Genomic DNA, 17,862 nt, shown 5'->3' with positions numbered 1-17,862 from the left:
CCTTTGGTCCGGCTAGTAGGGTCCGGCACATGCACATCCTCGCCACCGAGGGGCTGACCAAACGTTTCCCCACCGTCACCGCGGTCGACCAGCTCACGGTCACCGTGGGGTCAGGCGTGACCGGACTGGTCGGAGCGAACGGCGCGGGCAAGTCGACGCTGATCAAGATCCTGCTCGGCCTGCTGCCGCCGTCCGGCGGCACCGCGCGCGTGCTGGATCTCGACGTCACCGCGCAGGGCGCCCAGATCCGCCGGCTCGTCGGCTACATGCCGGAACACGAATGCCTGCCCCCCGACGTCTCCGCCACCGAGCTGGTCGTCCACCTCGCCCGCATGTCCGGGCTGCCGCGCACTGCCGCGCGTGAGCGCGCCGCCGACGTCCTGCGCCACGTCGGGCTGGCCGAAGAGCGCTACCGCCCCGTCGGCGGGTACTCGACCGGCATGAAGCAGCGGGTCAAGCTGGCCCAGGCGCTGGTCCACGACCCCAAACTGATCTTCCTCGACGAGCCGACCAACGGCCTCGACCCGCGCGGCCGCGACGAGATGCTGACGCTGATCAGGCGCATCGGCACCGAGTTCGGCATCAGCGTCCTGGTCACCTCTCACCTGCTCGGCGAGCTGGAGCGCATCTGCGACCACGTCGTCGTCATCGACGCGGGGCGGCTGCTGCGCTCGTCCGCGATCGGCGAGTTCACGCAGGCCACGCAGACCGTGACGGTCGAGGTGGACGAGGGGCTCGACGAGCTGGCCGCCCGGCTGACCGCCGGCGGGCAGACCGTCTCGCGGCAGGGGCGCCTGCTGGTGGTCAAGGTGCTGGGGCCCGCGACGTACGACGCGATCCGCGACACCACGGCCGAGCTGGGCCTGTGCCTCATCCGCCTCGAACAGGGACGTCACCGCATCGAGGACGTCTTCAGGGAGGAGGTGGCACATGTCTGAGATCTACGACATCGGCTACCGCCACTACGACGGCCCCCGCCTCGGCCGCGCCTACGCGACCAGGGCCCTGGCCGTGCACAGCCTGCGCGGCGTCTTCGGCATCGGCCGCCCGGCCCGCAGCAAGATCGTGCCGTTCGCGCTGGCCGCCATCATGATCATGCCGTCCATCGTGGGCATCGCCATGATGGCCCTGGTCAAGCAGCGCGGCATCCCCTACAGCGGCTTCGCCGTCGTCATGCAGGCCGTCGTCGCGATCTTCCTGGCCGCGCAGGCCCCCACGGTCGTCGCGCCCGACCTGCGCTACCGCGTGCTGCCGCTCTACCTCTCCCGCCCCGTCTCGATCACCGAGTACGTCGGCGCCAAGGTCGCCGCGATGACCGTCGCCGTGTTCGCGCTGATCGCGGTGCCGCTCACGGTCACCTACCTCGGCGAGCTGATCGTGGACATGCCGGGGCCGCCCGCCACGGGCGAATACCTCGGCGCCGTGCTCATGGCGTTCCTGCTGGCGCTGCTGCTGGCGGCGTTCGGGCTGGCGCTGGCCTCGTTCACGCCGCGGCGCGGCCTCGGCGTCGCCTCCGTGATCACGGTCTACCTGCTCTCGTCGGCCTCCGTCCCGATCATCTACGGCACCCTGTACTCCTCCGGCAACGAGAGCGCCGCCGCCTGGGCGTGGCTGGCGAACCCGTTCTGGCTGGTCGACTCCGTGCAGCACTGGTTGTTCGGCACCACGCCGCACTCCATCGAGGGCGCCGCCTACCCCAGCGGCCCCGCCTCGGCCGCGGTCCTGGTGCTGCTGATCGCCGCCGGGCTGGCCGCTCTCGCCCTGCGTTACAGGAAGGCGGCCGCGCGATGAGGATCGAGCTCTCCCAGGTCTCCCGCTGGTACGGCAACGTGGTCGCGGTCAACGACGTCACGATGACGATCGGGCCCGGCGTCACCGGGCTGCTCGGGCCGAACGGGGCGGGCAAGTCGACGCTCCTGCACATGATGGCCGGGTTCCTGTCGCCGTCGGGCGGCACGGTCACGCTGGACGGCACGCCCGTATGGAAGAACCACCACATTTACCGAAATATCGGCTTAGTGCCGGAAAAGGAGGGCGTTTACGGCTTCCTGACCGGCTGGCAGTTCGTCCTGTCCGCCGCCCGCCTCCACAACCTGCCCGACCCGGTCGAGGCCGCCCGCAAGGCCCTGGCCACCGTGGAGATGGAGGAGCCGAAGGACCGGCGCGTCGAGACGTACTCGAAGGGCATGCGCCAGCGCGTCAAGGTCGCCGCCGCGCTCGTCCACGACCCGCCCGTCCTGCTCCTCGACGAGCCGTTCAACGGCATGGACCCCCGCCAGCGCCTGCACCTGATGGACCTCATCCGCACGATGGGCACGGCGGGCAAGACCATCCTGTTCAGCTCCCACATCCTGGAGGAGGTCGAACGGGTCGCCCAGCACATCGAGGTGCTGGTCGCGGGACGGCACGCGGCGTCGGGCAACTTCCGCGAGATCAGGCGCCTGATGACGGACCGGCCCCACCTGTTCGTGATCCGCTCCAGCGACGACAGGAAGCTCGCCGCCGCCCTCGTCCGCGACGACTCGACCGGCGGCATCTCGCTGCGCCCCGACGGCCTGGAGGTGCAGGCCACCGAGTTCCGCCGCTTCGCCCGCCTCCTGCCGCAGGTCGCCCGCGACGAAGGCGTCCGCCTGCACGAGGTCTCCCCGGCGGACGAGGACCTGGAGAGCGTCTTCTCCTACCTGATCAACAGGAGCACGTGACATGAACACCGTGGTTGCGGGCATCACCTACCGCGCGCTGCTGGGCCGCCGGCGCATCATCCTGCTCCTGCTGCTCCCGCTCGCCCTGATCGCCCTGGCCGTGCTGCTGCGCGCGTTCGGCGCCGCCGACCAGGCCACGACCGTGGACCTGATGCAGAAGTTCGCGATCAGCACCATGCTGCCGCTGCTCGGCCTCATCGCCGGCACCGGCGTCATCGCCCCCGAGATCGACGACGGCACCATCATCCACCTGATGTCCAAGCCGATCTCCCGCCCGGTCATCGCGCAGACGAAGTTCCTGGTCGCGGCCTCGCTGCTGGCCGTGTTCGGCGCCGTGCCCACCTACGTGGCGGGCCTGCTGCTGATCGGCGGCGAGGACGGCATCGCCACCGGCTTCGCCGCCGGCACCCTCGTCGCCGGCATCGCCTACGCCGCCGTCTTCCTGCTGCTCGGCATCGTCACCCGGCACGCGGTCACGATCGGCATCATCTACGCCCTGGTCTGGGAGAGCCTGGTGGGCAACCTCATCCCGGGCGTCCACAAGTTCTCCATCCAGTACTGGGGCCAGTCGATCGCCGACCAGCTCAGCGACTCCCCCTTCTTCAAGACGGACGTCGCGCTGAGCTTCGCCATCCCGGCCCTGATCGTCGTCACCGTCGGCGCCGTCCTGCTGGCCGGCCAGCGCCTGCGCGCGTTCTCCCTCACGGGCGACGAGTGACGCTCACGTGATGTCCCTGCGCAGCGGCGCCGCGATCGCGACGAGCGCGGCGAGCAGCGCGTACGCCAGCAGCACGGCGGCCCCCAGCCAGGCGGGCAGCAGGACGACGGCGGCCCCGCCGGTCTGCGTCGCGACGGCGTCGGCCAGGTACGTGAACCCGGTCAACGCCGCCGCGGCCCGCCCGGCAGGTACGGATAGAGCACGTTCGCGCCAGGGACCATCAGCAGCGCGGTCTCGACGAGGTAGAAGTAGCCGCCGAGCACGGCCGGCGCGGCGACCTGGTTGGGCAGCAGCGCCCCGACGGCCACCCCGAGCAGCATGTACGCGGCCATCGCCAGCACGATCCTGACCAGCAGCACCAGCACGGCGCCGGCGGGCAGTCCCAGCGTGATCCCCTTGGCCGTGGCGGCCGCGAAGAGCGCCGCACCGGCCATGGCCGCGCTGAGAAGCCCGTAGCCCAGGCCCGCGACCGCGTGAACGGCGAGCTTGGCGAGCAGCGCCTGCCACCGCCCGGGAACGAACAGGGCGGTGGTGGTGATCGTCTGGTGGCGGTGTTCGGCGCCGACCCTGCCCGCCACGCTGGCGTCCTTGCACGGGCTCGGCGCCGACCCCGCCCGCCGCGCGCCCACCAGCGTGTTCACCGCCTTCGAGCCGGTGCTGCTCCAGGCGGTGGTCACCGTGGCCTTCCCGGCGCTGACGCTGGTTCTGCTCCGCGCCCGCCCCGACCTCGACGCCGCCCGGCCGGCGGGATCGGCCCGCAGATACCGCGTCTACCTGCGCGGCATGGCGCGGCTCTCCCTGCTCGGCGCCGCCTGCGTGAACTTCTCGCTGTTCATCGCCGCGCTGCGGCTCTGGGAGGTCTTCGCCCTCGGCACCGCGGCGGCCGTGCTGCCGCTCGCCGCTCTGGTGCTGGGCCCGCTCGCCTGGGAATGGCGCGCCGGGCAGGGCGGGCACCGTCTGCCCCGCCTGCCGGGCGAGGAGAAGGAGGACTCCGGGCTCGTCCAGCGTGACGACGACCGGCACTGGCACCTCGCCGGCACCGTCTACGCCAACCGCCACGATCCCGGCGTCGTCCTGCACGCCCGCTTCGGCCAGAGCTGGACGCTGAACCTCGGGCATCCCGTGGCGTGGGCGGTCGTCGCCGGCCTGGCCGCGCTGGTGCTGCTGGCCCTCACCGGGATCATCGACCTGCCCGAACGGCACGGTCTGTTCTGAAGCGTTCACCGGGTACGGACCCCGCACCCGGTGAACGATCGGCCGTCAGACGCAGGCCGTCCGTACGACGTCGGCCAGGCGGCCCGCCACCTGTGTGGCGTGCTCCTCGGAAGCGGCCTCCACCATGACCCGGATCATCGGCTCGGTGCCGCTCGGCCGGATCAGCACCCGGCCGGTCTCCCCCAGCTCCGCCTCCGCCTCCGCGACGGCGGCGACGAGCTCGGGCACCGACGCCTTGCCCTTGTCGACGTCCTTGACGTTGATCAGGATCTGCGGCAGCGGCGTCATCACGGCGGCCAGCTCCTTCAGCGGCACGCCCGACTTGGCCACCACGCCCAGCAGGTGCAGCGAGGTGAGCAGGCCGTCGCCCGTGGTGGCGTGGTCGAGCATGATGACGTGCCCCGACTGCTCGCCGCCCAGGTTGTAGCCGTCGGACTTCATCCGCTCCAGCACGTAGCGGTCGCCCACCGCGGTCTCCACCACCGTGATGCCCGCGTCGCGCATGGCGAGCTTGAAGCCCAGGTTCGACATCACGGTCGCGACGACGGTGTCCTTGGCCAGCGTGCCCTCGCCGTGCATGGCGGCGGCCAGGATGGCCATGATGTGGTCGCCGTCGATGATCGCGCCCGTGTGGTCGACCGCCAGGCAGCGGTCGGCGTCGCCGTCGTAGGCCACGCCCAGGTCGGCGCCGCGCGAGATGACGACCTGCTGGAGTTTGTCCAGGTGGGTCGAGCCGTGCCCGGCGTTGATGTTGAGGCCGTCGGGCCTGGCGCCGATGGCCTCGACCCGGGCGCCCGCGCGCACCAGCGCCTCCGGCGCCACCATGTGGGCGGCCCCGTGCGCGCAGTCGACCACGATGTTCAGCCCGTCGAGCGAGCCCGTCATCGTGGCCAGCACGTGCGAGATGTACCGGTCGGCCTCCCCGTACGCGTCGCGCACGCGGCCCACGCCGGAGCCGACGGGGAAGCTCCACTCCTCACCGAGCCGCCGCTCGATCTCGTCCTCGACCGCGTCGGACAGCTTGAAGCCGCCGCGCGCCAGGAACTTGATCCCGTTGTCCGGCGCCGGGTTGTGCGAGGCCGACAGCATGACGCCGAGATCGGCGCCGAGCGCGGCGGTGAGGTGGGCGACGGCCGGGGTGGGCAGCACGCCGAGGCGCAGCACGTCCACTCCGGACGCCGCGAGGCCGGCGACCACGGCGGCCTCGAGAAACTCTCCCGAGGCACGCGGGTCCCGGCCTACGACCGCCACCGGACGGCGTCCGGTAGCGGCGAACGCGCCTGCATCGCCGAGGACGTGGGCGGCCGCCACGGACAAGTCCATGGCGAGCTCCGCCGTGAGGTCGCGACCCGCGACCCCACGTACCCCGTCGGTGCCGAAAAGGCGCGCCAACTTAGCGCTTGCTGTACTGCGGAGCCTTACGGGCCTTCTTGAGGCCGTACTTCTTCCGCTCCGTGGCGCGGGCGTCACGGGTGAGGAAGCCGGCCTTCTTCAGCGGCGGGCGGTTGACCTCGACGTCCAGGATCGCCAGGGCGCGGGACAGGCCCATGCGCAGCGCGCCGGCCTGGCCGGTGACGCCGCCGCCGTCGATGCGGGCGATGACGTCGAACGCCTCCTCGGCGCCGAGCACCACGAAGGGCTCGTTGACGATCTGCTGGTGGACCTTGTTCGGGAAGTAGACGTCCAGCGAACGACCGTTGATCGTCCACTTGCCGGTGCCGGGGACGATGCGCACGCGGGCGATCGCCTCCTTGCGGCGGCCGGTGCCGTACGAGTTGCCCGTGGTGACGGGCTTGCGCACGGGAGCGTCAGCGCTGGCGGCGGACTCGGTGGTGTACTCGGACGGGAAGTCCTCGCCGGAGTAGTCCTCCAGCTCGGCCGTCTCTACGGCCGTCTCGACACCGGTGGGCTCAGCCACGGTTCTCCTCTAACTCTTTCGAACTACTACTGGGCGATCTGGGTGATCTGGAACGGCACAGGCTGCTGGGCCTGGTGCGGGTGCTCGGAACCCGCGTAGACCTTCAGCTTCTTGGCCATCTTCCGACCGAGGGAGTTCTTCGGCAGCATGCCCTTGACGGCCTTCTCGACGGCCTTCTCCGGGCGCTTCTCCATGAGCTCGCCATAGCTGACGGAACGCAGACCGCCCGGGTAGCCCGAGTGGCGGTACGCCTTCTTCTGCTCACGCTTGTTACCGCTCAGCGCGATCTTGTCCGCGTTGATGACGATGACGAAGTCACCGGTGTCGACGTGGTTGGCGAAGATCGGCTTGTGCTTGCCGCGGAGCAGGGTCGCGACGTGGCTGGCCAGCCGGCCCAGCACGACATCGGTCGCGTCGATGACGTACCACTGACGCTGGACGTCGGCGGGCTTCGGTGAGTACGTGCGCACGGTCGTAGCCTTCTTTATGCTCGCGTCTTCGGCGCTGTCGGATGCGACAGCTACATTGGTCGGTCGGTGCGGGCACACGACGGCCCGGACCTTCCGTCTCCTCAACACGGGAGATGACGCCGGACGCGCCGCGCATTGGTCACGCTGGACCTATGCACACAACGAACCTAAGTTACCCGCCCCGAGGCGCGCAGGTCAAAGTGACCGGTAACCCGAGGCGAGTCTACCCGACCGCAGAACGGTTCGATTTCGTTTCCCTGGGACCCCTTCTTTCCCAGGACCAGACATCTCTATCGTTAGCGGCGGTATGTGGCGGATCTCTCACACCCGGCAAACCCAGCGCGGCCCTCGGCGCCGGAGCCGACTGGGTGTGCTGACCTGCCTCATGGCCGTGCTCCTCACCGGCGTGCTCATCGGCCGCCTCACCGACGGCCCCGAGCCCACCCCCCATGTCTACCTGAACGAGACCGCCCCGCCCGCCGCCGCCACCGCCAACCCCGCCCCCACCACGGCCAGGAAGGCGCAACCGCAGGCCGAGCGCATCCCCCGGGGCATCACCACCAAGAAGACGCCCCGCGGCACCGCCACCCCCAAGCCGGCGAGGACGCCGAAAGACCAGATCGACGGATTCAACACCCACGACGACCCCGCCGTCGTCGCCGAGCCCCACGACGACGGGGTGCGCGTCATGACGGGCATGGCCTCCCAGGTCGTCACCCTGACCAACGCCGCCAGGGCGCGGCGCGGCTGCGGGCCGCTGCGGGTCGACTCCGCGCTCATGCGCTCCGCCCGTACGCACTCGCTGGAGATGGCCCGCACGGGACGGCTCTCCCACAACTCCCCCGACGGCGCCTCCCCCTGGGACCGCATGGAACGCGCCGGATACCGCTGGGGCGCCGCCGAGAACATCGGCGCCGGCTACGGCACCGCCCAGGAGGCCGTGGACGGCTGGCTCGACAGCCCTGACCACCGCAGGAACATCCTCGACTGCGGACTCAAAGCCATCGGCGTCGGCGTCGCCTCCGGGCCCGGAGGACCATGGTGGACCCAGGACTTCGGAACCCAATGACGAACATCACGGTAATGTCGCCGCATGGTTTCCAACGGCAGTGGGGAACGTGAGAACGGCACGGGCAGCGCCCCCTACGGGATGGGGGGCGGCTCGAAGGGCTCGGGCGACTCCTCAGGCAGCGCGCCTTCCGGCGGCTTCTTCACCAGCCGCGGCCCCGCCAACGACCAGTCCTCCGGCAACGGCTCCACCGACCCCTTCGGCAGCGTCCCGCGCGATCCGTTCGACAGCGGGCCCGGCGGGTTCGGCGGCCCTTCCGGCAGCTTCTTCACCACCAACGGCCCCGGCGGCCCCGGCGCCCCTGGCCCTGGCCCTGGCGCCCCCGGCGGCCCTGGCGGCGGGCCCGGCGGTGGCCCCGCGGGCGGCAGGCCCGGGAGCGGCGCCCCCGGCAACGGCGGCCCTGCGGGCGGTGGCCCCGGCGGCGGTGGGCCCGCGGGCTCCGGCCGTCCTGGCGGCCCTGGAGCCGGGGAGCCCGGCAGCCTCTTCATGAGCGGCGCCCCCGCGAACAACGGCCCCTCCGGCAACAACCCCTCTGACAGCGGATCCTCCGGCGGCTTCTTCACCCGCGGCGGCCCCGCAGGCGGCCCCGGCAACGGCGGCCCAGGCGGCGCCCCTGGAAACGACTTCTTCGGCAACGGCGCCCCCGGAGCCGGCGGCCCTGGCGGCGACTTCTTCGGCAGCCCTGGCAACGGCGGCCCGGGCGGCGACTTCTTCGGGAACGGCGGCCCCGGCAACGGCGGCCCCGCGACCGGCAGGCCCGGCGCAGGCCCGGACGGACCCGGAGGCGGCAGACCGGGCGGAGGCGGCCCGGGAGGCAACGGCCCCGCCGGAGGCCCCGGTGGGGGACCTGGTGGCGGACCCGGCAGGCCCTCCGAAGGCCCGCCGAGCGGCCCGCAGTCGTCCGGCGGCTTCTTCGGCCCGACCCGCTCGGAGGCGACCCGTTCGGCGGCGACCCCTTCGCGGGCGGCCCCTTCGGCGGCGGCGCCCCGAACGCCCCCACGCCCGGCCCCGGCGGCCCGGGCCCGCAGGGCGGCGGACCAGGGGGTTTCGGACCCGACAACCGGCCGAACGAACGCCCGGACGGACGATCCGGCAATCCCTCGAACAACCGAGCCGAGGGACGCCCGGACAACGAAGGCGGCGACCGTTCCGGCGAACGGCCTGAGGGGCGCGGGCCGGGCCGTCGTGGCAGGCGCGCCGCCGGCCCCGACGACGGCGGCGCCGACAACAACCGCAAGGACCCCTTCGCCTCCGAGGACTTCGGCGCCGAGGAGTCCGCGGCCGGCAGGGGCCGCCGCTCCCGCAAGGACCGCAAGGCGGGCGACGACGGCGGCAAGACCGACGAGGGCGGCACATCCCGCGCGCCGCAGAGCAAGGTCGGCTGGAGTCCGTACGACGAGGGCTCCCGCTCGCGCGGCCCGCTGCTGGCCGTCATCGGCGGCGTGGCGGTGCTCGGCCTGCTCGGCGGCGGCCTCTACCTGATGTGGAACGCCGAGACCCCGACCTCCGCCCAAACGGCCGCCCCGAGGGCGACCTCGGCACCGCTGCCGTCGGCGCCGGCCGGCAAGTACGGGTTCGCCGCCGACCGCAAGACGGACCCGGACGCCATCTCGGTCAAGGAGATCTTCGGCTCCAAGAAGAAGATCACGGTCTCGGGCCGCGGCTACGAGATGACGATCACCAGCAAGGACAAGAAGTGCGACGACGGCGCCCTCGGCGATGATCTCAAGAAGGCGCTGAAGTCCGCGAAGTGCGCCCAGTTCGTCCGCGCGAGCTTCCGCGACAAGGCGGGCAAGGTGATCGGCACGGTCGGCGTCGCCAACCTCAGCTCCAGCAAGAACGCCGCCAAGGTGGCCAAGGCCGGCGACAAGCAGAACTACGTCAAGCCGCTGGCCGGCAAGGACAGCGTCACCAAGCTCCTCGGCTCGGGCGCCGGAGGCGCGAAGATCTCCACGTACGGGCACTATGCGATCTTGGTCTGGTTCCAGAACAAGGACGGCACGAAGCCCGACTCGAAGGGGTCGAAGCGGATTTCCGAGGCCATCAACGACCTCACGAAGGCCACCGTGTTCCAGGCTCTGGACCACCGGGCGCTCACCGGCAGCGCGCTGAGCTGAGCGGTCTTTGTGGGGCATATGCGCTTGTAGAGGACTCGTGATGCCCTTGGGAACGCCCATACCGACATAACGATCTCGCTACTCTCGCTAGGCTCCAGCTATGCGTGGCCAGGAACCCGGGTCTGAGCACGATCGCAGGGAAGCCGACCGCTCGGCCGTCCCCGCGACGCCACCGCCGAGCTTCGGCCAGACCAACGGGCGAGACGTTCCAGCGGCGTTCCATCCCTTCGACGAGGCGGCGGACGCCGACGCGCGTCCCGTCCCACCCGTCCTGAAGGCGCCGCCATCCGACCAGGAGACGTCGCCCGGCGCCCAGCCATGGGAGGTGCCGGGCGACGACGCCTCCCCCTACGACTGGTTCTCCGACCCCACCACCCCACCCCCCAACCAGCACGCCTTCGACGGCCGGCAGCCCGGCTGGGAGCCCCCCGCCGACCAGCATGCGTTCGGCCCGTCCTCGGCCGGCGCCGCGCCCTTCGGCGCGCCGTCGCCGGACCAGCGCGCGTTCGAGCCGCCCCAGAGCGGCCCCGCGCCCCTCGGGCCGCCGCCGGCCGGCCCCGCGCCATCCGGCCCGCCGTCGGCCAACCAGCACGCCTCCGGCCAGCACGCGTTCGAGCAGCGCCAGCCCGGCCGGGAAGCGGCCGCGACTCACCCACCGTTCGGCGCACAAGCCGATCACAGCGCACGGCCGAACCAGGAGCCGCCCGCCGGCCAGCCCTTCGCCGCACCGGTCGGCCACGACGCCCACACGAGCCAGCCCTTCGCCGCCCCCACCGGCCAGGAGCCACCCACGGGGCAGGAGCCGCCCGTCGGTCAGCCGTTCGCCGCGCCCGTCGGCCACGAGCCGCCTGCCGGCCAGCCCTTCACCCCGCCTACCGGCCAGGAGCCGCACGCAGGCCAGCCCTTCGCGGCGCCCGTCGGCCCATCCTCCGCGCCGCCCAGTGGTCAAGAGCCGCCCACGGGGCAGGAGGCGCCTGCGGGGAATGCGTTTGCGCCGCCCGCCTACCAGCAGCCGTTCGGTGGGCCGCCGACCGGTTTCGCCCCCTTCGGGGCGCCCGAGGGCGGGCAGCCGTGGGAGGCCGAGGATGGCCAGACGCGGCCGGGCCGGATCCGGGACATTCGCCCCTGGGACCAGCCCGAGGGCGCGGCCGGGCAGGGGGCGGGCCGGTGGCCGGGCGAGCCGGTGGTGCCGGGGGCGCCGCCGTGGGAGCCGCCGCCCGCGTTCACCGCCGCCGCGGCGGGCATGCCGGCGTGGCCCGCGCCCCTCTCCGACCCGCACGCCATGCCACCATGGCCGGCCGCCACGGGCGAGCTGGAGGCCGAGCCGGACGAGCCGAGCCTCCCCCCGCCCTTCGACCCGAACGCGACCAACCCGGAGGGCTTCACCCGCCCGCCCCACCAGGCCACCACTGACGCGAACCGGGCCGCTGCCGACCGGCCGGAGCCCCCGTTCGCCCAGGACGGCCTGCCCGCACCCAGCGAGCAGGACGCCACGAACCCCTCGGGCCCCCGCCCCACCCACCAGCCCTCGCCGCAAGCCGCTCACCAGCCCACGCCCCAGACGGCGCCGCAGCACGGCCCGGACACCGCCGCCTTGCGCGAAGGCCCGGACGACGCCGCCCACCAGGGTCCGGATCACGCCGCCCACCACGGCCCCGCTGACGCCATCACGGGCCAGGGCGCGCAGGACGCCGAGACCCCGCCTGACGGCATCCCCCAGGCCCCGGACGCGCCGGCGAAGGGCGGCCACGACCAGCACCAGCCCGCGCCCTCGCACCCTGATCAGGATCAGGACCGGCCCGCGCGCCCGCACGCCACCCCTGACCAGCAGGAAGAGCTCCAACCCGAGGACACCCGGCTCTCCCTGCCCTTCCCGATCGCCCATCCGTCGGCGGAGGCGGAAGGCCAGGCGAACCCATCCCAAGGCCCATCCCAAGGCCCATCCCAAGGCCCGTCCCAGGGTCCGTCCCAGGGCCCGGCCCACTACTTCGACCCGAACGCGACCGACCCCACCGCCTCCTCGTCCCTCCGCCCGCCGGAGCCAGGCGACGTACCCGTCTGGCCCCCCACACCCCCCGCCGGTGACAAACTGCCCGAGCTCCCGTTCTCCAGAGACTCCTGGGGCCAGCGCCCGTCCACGTCCCTGGACGTGCCCAGGCCCCCGGCAGGCGGTCCGGCCTTCCCGCCGGGCGCGTTCAAGCAGCCCCCGTTCCAGACCCCGCCCCCACCGCCGCCACCGCCCAAGAGCAAGCGGGCCCTGCTGGTGACGCTGGGCGCGCTGGCCCTGGCGGGCGTGGCGACGGGCGGGTTCTTCGCCTTCCAGGCGGTGAGCAGCGCTCCGCCGACGACGGCGGCGACCCGGGCGAGCGCGCCGCCGAGCACCTCCGCGCCGTCCTCGCCGCCGGACGTCGCCGGCTCGTCGATCCTCAATTCGGAGCAGACCGACCCGCAGAAGCTGTCGTTGTCGGAGGCGTTCCCGAAGAAGAAGGTGGATGCGGCGGGCACCACGTTCACGCGGGTCAAGGCCGACATGGAGACGACCTGCGAGAAGGCCGCGACGGGCGCGTTCGCCGACGCGCTCAAGGCGCAGAAGTGCACGCGCGTCCTTAGGGCGACGTACGTGGACAGCAAGCGCCGCTACGCCGTCACGACGGGCATCGCGGTCCTGCCGGACAAGGACGCCGCCACCACCACGGACCAGGCGAAGGATCTGTCACGCAACATCTGGTTCCGCCCGCTGCCCGGCCCGAAGAACTCGGGGGGCGAGCGCGTGCACATCGCCGGCGGCTACGCGGCGGGCCTGGTCTGGGGCCGTTACATCGTCTTCAGCTACGCCACCCACGCCGACGGCCACACGCCGGAGGCGAAGGACAAGACGTTGCCGAAGGTCAGCGGCGCGTTCCGCGACCAGACCGCCCTGGTGCTCGAACGCCGCATCACGAAGGGCTGACGCAGATCACGAAGGGCTGACGCGGATCACGAAGGGCTGACGCCGCATCACAGGAGCCTGACGCCGCATCACGGGAGCCTGACGCGGCATCACGGGAGGCTGACGCCGCATCAAGCGAGGCTGGCCCGCCTCACAACTGCGTCGAGGCGGTGCGTACTCGCCGCGTGGCCTGAGCCCGCGCGGCGAGCTCGGCCTCCGGCGGGTAGCCCACTTCCTCCAGGCACAGCCCGTGCGCGGGCGCGACATGCACCCCGGAGTCGCGTACGGCCCGCGCCAGCACCTGCCCCGGCCACTCCACGGGCCGCCGCCCGTCGCCGGCCGCGAGCAGCGACCCGACCAGGGCCCGCACCATCGAGTGGCAGAACGCGTCGGCGACGACCGTGGCCTCCAGGACGCCGTCCGCCCGCCGCTCCCACTCCAGCCGCTGCAGCTCCCTGATCGTCGTGGCCCCTTCCCGCTTCTTGCAGAACGCCGCGAAGTCGTGCTCGCCGACCAGCCGGGCCGCGGCCGCGTTCATGGCGTCGAGGTCGAGGGGCCGGTTGTGCCAGACGACCTCGCGCCGCCGCAGCGGGTCGACGCCTCCGGCCGCGTCACTCACCCGGTACGCGTACCGCCGGAACATCGCGGAGAACCGTGCGTCAAAGCCCTCAGGAGCCACCGAGACCCGATAAATCCGTACATCTGGCTCCAGGACACCACCGAGCCGCCGCACGAGCGCAGAGAGCCGCTCATCGACGCCCAGAGGCCCGCGGTTGCCGTCGAGCTCCCCCAGCGCCGCCTCAGGCACGTCCACGTGGGCCACCTGACCGCGCGCGTGCACCCCCGCGTCGGTACGCCCGGCCACGGTCAGCATGGCGGGCCCGTCGAGCCGCAGGATCCGGCCGAGCGCCTGCTCGATCTCCCCCTGGACCGTCCGCAGCCCCGGCTGCCGAGCCCAGCCGGAGAAGTCGGTCCCGTCGTACGCGAGGTCGAGGCGGAGCCGTACCACGATGAACCTCCCAAAAGAGAAAAACGGACCCGAACCCCCGCGAGGGGATCCGGGCCCGTCTCAAACGCCTGAACGCTCAGGCAATGTCCTGCTCGGCCTGAAAAATCAGGCCTCGTCCTTCTTCGCCTCGCCGGCCTCGGCAGCCTCGGCGGCGGGAGCCTCGTCGGCGGCCTCAGCCTTGGCCTCAGTGGCCTCGGCAGCCTCAGGCGCCTCGGTCTCCTCAGCCTTCGTCTCCTCGGCGGCCGGAGCGGCGGCAGCGGCCGGAGCCTCGGTGCGGCGCGTGGTGACGCCGTTCAGCGGCTCGGTCACCAGCTCGATGACCGCCATCGGCGCGTTGTCGCCCTTACGGGGGCCGATCTTGGTGATGCGGGTGTAACCACCGGGCCGCTCGGCGAACGTCGTCGCGAGCTCGGTGAACAGGTGGTGCACGACGCCCTTGTCCCGAACGACGGTCAGGACCTGACGCCGGTTGTGGATGTCGCCCTTCTTCGCCTTGGTGATCAGGCGCTCGGCGAGCGGGCGCAGGCGCTTGGCCTTGGCGACCGTCGTGCGGATCTTGCCGTGGCGGAACAGGTCCGTGGCCAGGTTGGCCAGGATCAGCCGCTCGTGCGCCGGGCTGCCGCCAAGACGTGCACCCTTGGTGGGCTTGGGCATGGTCTTTCTCCTCCTGGGTTAACCCGCCCCGGCCGTACCAGGTACCGGAGTCGGGCCGGACCGCGGTCGCAGGCGCGGTCCGTTATTGAGCCCCCGCGCACGAGCGCGGGGGCTGACGGTGAATCAGTACTGCTCGGTCTCGACGTACGCGCTGTCGTCGTCGTCGTAGCCGCCGCCGGCCACCGCGCTCGGGTCGAACCCGGGCGGGGAGTCCTTGAGCGCCAGCGACATCTCGTGCAGCTTCTGCTTGACCTCTTCGATCGACTTGGCGCCGAAGTTGCGGATGTCGAGCAGGTCCTGCTCGCTGCGGGCGACGAGCTCACCCACGGTGTGGATGCCCTCGCGCTTGAGGCAGTTGTAGGAGCGGACGGTGAGGTTGAGCTCCTCGATCGGCAGCGCCAGGTCGGCGGCCAGGGCGGCGTCGGTCGGCGACGGGCCGATGTCGATGCCCTCGGCCTCGACGTTGAGCTCGCGGGCCAGGCCGAAGAGCTCGACGAGGGTCTTGCCGGCGGAGGCCACCGCGTCGCGGGGCTTCATGGCGGGCTTGGTCTCGACGTCGAGGATGAGGCGGTCGAAGTCGGTGCGCTGCTCGACTCGGGTGGCCTCGACCTTGTAGGTGACCTTGAGCACCGGGGAGTAGATGGAGTCGATCGGGATCCGGCCGATCTCCTGGCCCGGCTGCTTGTTCTGGGCGGCGGAGACGTAGCCGCGACCGCGCTCGACGGTCAGCTCCATCTCCAGCTTGGCCTTGCCGTTGAGGGTGGCGATGCGCAGCTCGGGGTTGTGCACCTCGACACCGGCCGGGGGCGCGATGTCGGCGGCGGTGACCTCGCCCGGGCCCTGCTTGCGCAGGTACATCACGACGGGCTCGTCGTGCTCGGAGGAGACGACCAGCTCCTTGAGGTTGAGGATGATGTCGGTGACGTCTTCCTTGACCCCGGGAACGGTCGAGAACTCGTGCAGCACGCCCTCGATGCGGATGCTCGTCACGGCCGCGCCCGGGATGGACGACAGCAGCGTGCGGCGCAGAGAGTTGCCGATGGTGTAGCCGAAGCCGGGCTCCAGCGGCTCGATGACGAACCGGGACCGGGTCTCGTCGATCGACTCTTCGAGAAGGGTCGGACGCTGAGCGATCAGCATGTGCGGGTTCTCCCCTTTTTCGTGTGGCGACCGCTATATGACGCCACTCCGATAAACAGCCTAGTCGGGGTACGGCATGCCGCACCCCGACCGGACGAGTGACTACTTACTTCGAGTAGTACTCGACGATGAGCTGCTCCTGGACCTGGGTGTCGATCTGCTGGCGAACCGGCAGCTGGTGAACCAGGACGCGGAGCTTGTCCGGCACGACGCCGAGCCACGCGGGCACGGTGCGCTCGCCGGCGGTGGCGCGGGCCACCTCGTACGGCATGAGGTTGCGCTTGGTCTCGCGCACCTCGATGATGTCGTGCTCACGCACGCGGTACGACGGGATGTCGACCTTCTTGCCGTTCACCAGGAAGTGCCCGTGACGGACCTGCTGGCGGGCGGCGTCACGCGACTGCGCGAAACCGGCGCGGTAGACGACGTTGTCGAGACGGCTCTCCAGGATCTGGAGCAGCACCTCGCCCGACTTGCCCGTCCGGCCCGCGGCCTCCTCGTAGTAGTTGTGGAACTGCTTCTCGAGGACGCCGTAGATGCGGCGGGTCTTCTGCTTCTCGCGAAGCTGAAGCTGGTACTCGGACTCCTTGGGGCGTCCGCGGCCGTGCTCACCCGGCGGGTAAGGACGGATCTCGATGGGGCACTTGGCGGATTCGCACTTGCTGCCCTTGAGGAAGAGCTTGGTCTTCTCGCGACGGCAGAGCTTGCAGTCCGCGCCCGTGTAACGAGCCATTTCTCTCTATCTCCTGGGCTAAGTCAGACGCGGCGGCGCTTCGGCGGCCGGCAACCGTTGTGCGGGACCGGGGTGACGTCCTGGATCGAGCCCACCTCGAGGCCGGTGGCCTGCAGCGAGCGGATCGCGGTCTCACGGCCGGAGCCGGGGCCCTTGACGAAGACGTCGACCTTGCGCATGCCGTGCTCCATGGCGCGGCGGGCGGCGTTCTCGGCGGCCATCTGGGCGGCGAACGGGGTGGACTTGCGGGAGCCCTTGAAACCCACGTGGCCGGCGCTGGCCCAGGAGATCACGTTCCCGTTGGGGTCGGTGATCGAGACGATCGTGTTGTTGAACGTGCTCTTGATGTGGGCGTGCCCGTGAGCGACGTTCTTCTTCTCCTTGCGGCGCACCTTCTTAGGCGCACCCTGGCGGCTCTTAGGAGGCATTGCTTGCCTTCACTCCTGAGGTCTTCGGTCCGCGGCTGCGGGACTACTTCTTACCGGGCTTCTTCTTGCCGGCGACGGTCTTCTTCTTGCCCTTACGGGTGCGCGCGTTGGTCTGCGTGCGCTGACCGTGCACGGGCAGGCCCTTGCGGTGCCGGATGCCCTGGTAACAACCGATCTCGATCTTGCGACGAATGTCGGCCTGGACCTCGCGGCGCAGGTCACCCTCGATCTTGAAGTTCGCCTCGATGTAGTCACGCATCGGGACGAGCTCGGTGTCGGAGAGCTGGTGCACGCGGAGGTCACCGCTGACACCGGTCGCCTCGAGGATCTCCTTGGCGCGGGTGCGGCCGATTCCGTAAATGTAGGTGAGAGCGATCTCCAGCCGCTTTTCGCGGGGGAGGTCGACGCCAACCAGGCGAGCCATGGTCGGGCATTCTCCTTCTTTGTGGCGGAGGTCTTGCGCCGCACTACCCCTCCCCAATGCCCGGGGTGAGGGCCCCGGCCTCCGACCGGGGGTCTCCTGAACGGTTCAGCGTGCGCTGCCTGCTCAGGTGTGAGACGCGACTACGTGTGGGCGAGGCTCCTCATGGATCGAGCCCGCTCCCTGCTGGGGCGGACTCGGAGAAGCCTTGCGGCGACTAACCCTGGCGCTGCTTGTGGCGCAGGTTGTCGCAGATCACCATGACGCGACCGTGCCGGCGGATCACCTTGCACTTGTCGCAGATCTTCTTGACGCTCGGCTTTACCTTCATTGTCCTTC

The 17,862-nt window shown here is 71.5% G+C and carries 21 protein-coding genes; 8 read left to right on the top strand and 13 right to left on the bottom strand.

What is annotated here, in order from left to right:
* Window positions 1-29 precede the first annotated feature (29 nt).
* The 4 genes from KIS93_RS37715 to KIS93_RS37700 are packed head-to-tail and all read left to right on the top strand — an operon-like array spanning window position 30 to window position 3,420.
* Window positions 30-938 (top strand): ABC transporter ATP-binding protein, encoded by a 909-nt coding sequence (locus KIS93_RS37715; protein ID WP_080043204.1) that lies wholly within the window; start codon window positions 30-32, stop codon window positions 936-938.
* Window positions 931-1,791 carry an ABC transporter permease gene (locus tag KIS93_RS37710; protein WP_080043205.1) on the top strand — a complete coding sequence of 287 codons (861 nt, stop codon included), beginning with the start codon at window positions 931-933 and terminating at the stop codon, window positions 1,789-1,791. The genes KIS93_RS37715 and KIS93_RS37710 overlap by 8 nt, the downstream gene beginning before the upstream one ends.
* On the top strand, window positions 1,788-2,702 hold the full coding sequence (locus KIS93_RS37705) for an ABC transporter ATP-binding protein (protein ID WP_080043206.1): 915 nt from the start codon (window positions 1,788-1,790) through the stop codon (window positions 2,700-2,702). Before KIS93_RS37710 ends, KIS93_RS37705 begins: the two co-directional genes overlap by 4 nt.
* A gap of 1 nt (window position 2,703) precedes the next feature.
* Window positions 2,704-3,420: an ABC transporter permease gene (locus KIS93_RS37700; protein WP_080043207.1), complete on the top strand. Its 717-nt coding sequence runs from the start codon at window positions 2,704-2,706 to the stop codon at window positions 3,418-3,420.
* A gap of 3 nt (window positions 3,421-3,423) precedes the next feature.
* On the opposite strand, the gene KIS93_RS37695 is transcribed toward KIS93_RS37700, so the two are convergent.
* Both KIS93_RS37695 and KIS93_RS37690 read right to left on the bottom strand, forming a co-directional pair.
* Entirely contained in the window at window positions 3,424-3,585 is a 162-nt protein-coding gene (locus KIS93_RS37695) for a hypothetical protein (protein ID WP_186404625.1), read from the bottom strand.
* Window positions 3,582-3,998, bottom strand: coding sequence for a hypothetical protein (locus tag KIS93_RS37690; protein WP_186404624.1), 417 nt, complete (start codon window positions 3,996-3,998; stop codon window positions 3,582-3,584). Before KIS93_RS37690 ends, KIS93_RS37695 begins: the two co-directional genes overlap by 4 nt.
* Before the next feature lie 10 nt (window positions 3,999-4,008).
* Here KIS93_RS37690 and KIS93_RS37685 point away from each other — a divergent pair, with 10 nt between their 5' ends.
* On the top strand, window positions 4,009-4,635 hold the full coding sequence (locus KIS93_RS37685; protein ID WP_155128613.1) for a hypothetical protein: 627 nt from the start codon (window positions 4,009-4,011) through the stop codon (window positions 4,633-4,635).
* Window positions 4,636-4,680: 45 nt separating this feature from the next.
* Here the strand turns inward: KIS93_RS37685 and glmM are convergent, their stop codons facing one another.
* From glmM to rplM, 3 genes are read right to left on the bottom strand one after another with little or no spacing between them, the layout of a single operon-like run.
* Window positions 4,681-6,027, bottom strand: coding sequence for a phosphoglucosamine mutase (glmM, locus tag KIS93_RS37680; RefSeq protein ID WP_080043210.1), 1,347 nt, complete (start codon window positions 6,025-6,027; stop codon window positions 4,681-4,683).
* 1 nt (window position 6,028) lies between these two features.
* Window positions 6,029-6,553, bottom strand: coding sequence for a 30S ribosomal protein S9 (gene rpsI, locus KIS93_RS37675; RefSeq protein ID WP_080043211.1), 525 nt, complete (start codon window positions 6,551-6,553; stop codon window positions 6,029-6,031).
* A 26-nt stretch (window positions 6,554-6,579) separates the two neighbouring features.
* Window positions 6,580-7,023: a 50S ribosomal protein L13 gene (gene rplM / locus KIS93_RS37670; RefSeq protein ID WP_080043212.1), complete on the bottom strand. Its 444-nt coding sequence runs from the start codon at window positions 7,021-7,023 to the stop codon at window positions 6,580-6,582.
* A gap of 385 nt (window positions 7,024-7,408) precedes the next feature.
* Between rplM and KIS93_RS67735 the strand changes: the two genes are divergently transcribed.
* Window positions 7,409-8,092 (top strand): CAP domain-containing protein, encoded by a 684-nt coding sequence (locus tag KIS93_RS67735; protein ID WP_155128615.1) that lies wholly within the window; start codon window positions 7,409-7,411, stop codon window positions 8,090-8,092.
* A 74-nt stretch (window positions 8,093-8,166) separates the two neighbouring features.
* On the opposite strand, the gene KIS93_RS37660 is transcribed toward KIS93_RS67735, so the two are convergent.
* On the bottom strand, window positions 8,167-8,364 hold the full coding sequence (locus KIS93_RS37660) for a hypothetical protein (RefSeq protein ID WP_186404623.1): 198 nt from the start codon (window positions 8,362-8,364) through the stop codon (window positions 8,167-8,169).
* Window positions 8,365-9,534: 1,170 nt separating this feature from the next.
* On the opposite strand from KIS93_RS37660, the gene KIS93_RS37655 reads away from it, so the two are divergent.
* The gene (locus KIS93_RS37655; protein ID WP_186404622.1) at window positions 9,535-10,209 is read left to right on the top strand and encodes a hypothetical protein; all 675 of its coding nucleotides are present in this window, start codon (window positions 9,535-9,537) and stop codon (window positions 10,207-10,209) included.
* Between the two features lie 100 nt (window positions 10,210-10,309).
* Window positions 10,310-13,159 (top strand): hypothetical protein, encoded by a 2,850-nt coding sequence (locus KIS93_RS37650; protein ID WP_155128619.1) that lies wholly within the window; start codon window positions 10,310-10,312, stop codon window positions 13,157-13,159.
* 130 nt (window positions 13,160-13,289) lie between these two features.
* On the opposite strand, the gene truA is transcribed toward KIS93_RS37650, so the two are convergent.
* From truA to rpmJ, 7 genes are all read right to left on the bottom strand, one after another.
* Window positions 13,290-14,147: a tRNA pseudouridine(38-40) synthase TruA gene (gene truA, locus KIS93_RS37645; RefSeq protein WP_080043216.1), complete on the bottom strand. Its 858-nt coding sequence runs from the start codon at window positions 14,145-14,147 to the stop codon at window positions 13,290-13,292.
* A 105-nt stretch (window positions 14,148-14,252) separates the two neighbouring features.
* Window positions 14,253-14,801, bottom strand: a complete 549-nt coding sequence (rplQ, locus tag KIS93_RS37640; protein ID WP_080043217.1) for a 50S ribosomal protein L17 — start codon at window positions 14,799-14,801, stop codon at window positions 14,253-14,255.
* 123 nt (window positions 14,802-14,924) lie between these two features.
* Window positions 14,925-15,941, bottom strand: a complete 1,017-nt coding sequence (locus KIS93_RS37635) for a DNA-directed RNA polymerase subunit alpha (protein WP_043623495.1) — start codon at window positions 15,939-15,941, stop codon at window positions 14,925-14,927.
* 106 nt (window positions 15,942-16,047) lie between these two features.
* Window positions 16,048-16,674, bottom strand: a complete 627-nt coding sequence (rpsD, locus tag KIS93_RS37630; RefSeq protein ID WP_080043218.1) for a 30S ribosomal protein S4 — start codon at window positions 16,672-16,674, stop codon at window positions 16,048-16,050.
* A gap of 23 nt (window positions 16,675-16,697) precedes the next feature.
* Window positions 16,698-17,102, bottom strand: coding sequence for a 30S ribosomal protein S11 (gene rpsK / locus KIS93_RS37625; protein WP_020542285.1), 405 nt, complete (start codon window positions 17,100-17,102; stop codon window positions 16,698-16,700).
* Window positions 17,103-17,145: 43 nt separating this feature from the next.
* Window positions 17,146-17,526: a 30S ribosomal protein S13 gene (gene rpsM / locus KIS93_RS37620; RefSeq protein ID WP_080043219.1), complete on the bottom strand. Its 381-nt coding sequence runs from the start codon at window positions 17,524-17,526 to the stop codon at window positions 17,146-17,148.
* 214 nt (window positions 17,527-17,740) lie between these two features.
* A complete protein-coding gene (gene rpmJ / locus KIS93_RS37615) occupies window positions 17,741-17,854 on the bottom strand; it encodes a 50S ribosomal protein L36 (protein ID WP_003956441.1) in 114 nt (37 codons plus the stop codon).
* Window positions 17,855-17,862: the final 8 nt, after the last annotated feature.

This window comes from [Actinomadura] parvosata subsp. kistnae (genome assembly GCF_900323885.1).
Lineage (GTDB): Bacteria > Actinomycetota > Actinomycetes > Streptosporangiales > Streptosporangiaceae > Nonomuraea > Nonomuraea composti.
The sequence above is the reverse complement of the archived record's forward strand: the minus strand, read 5'-3'. Positions and strand labels throughout refer to the sequence as shown.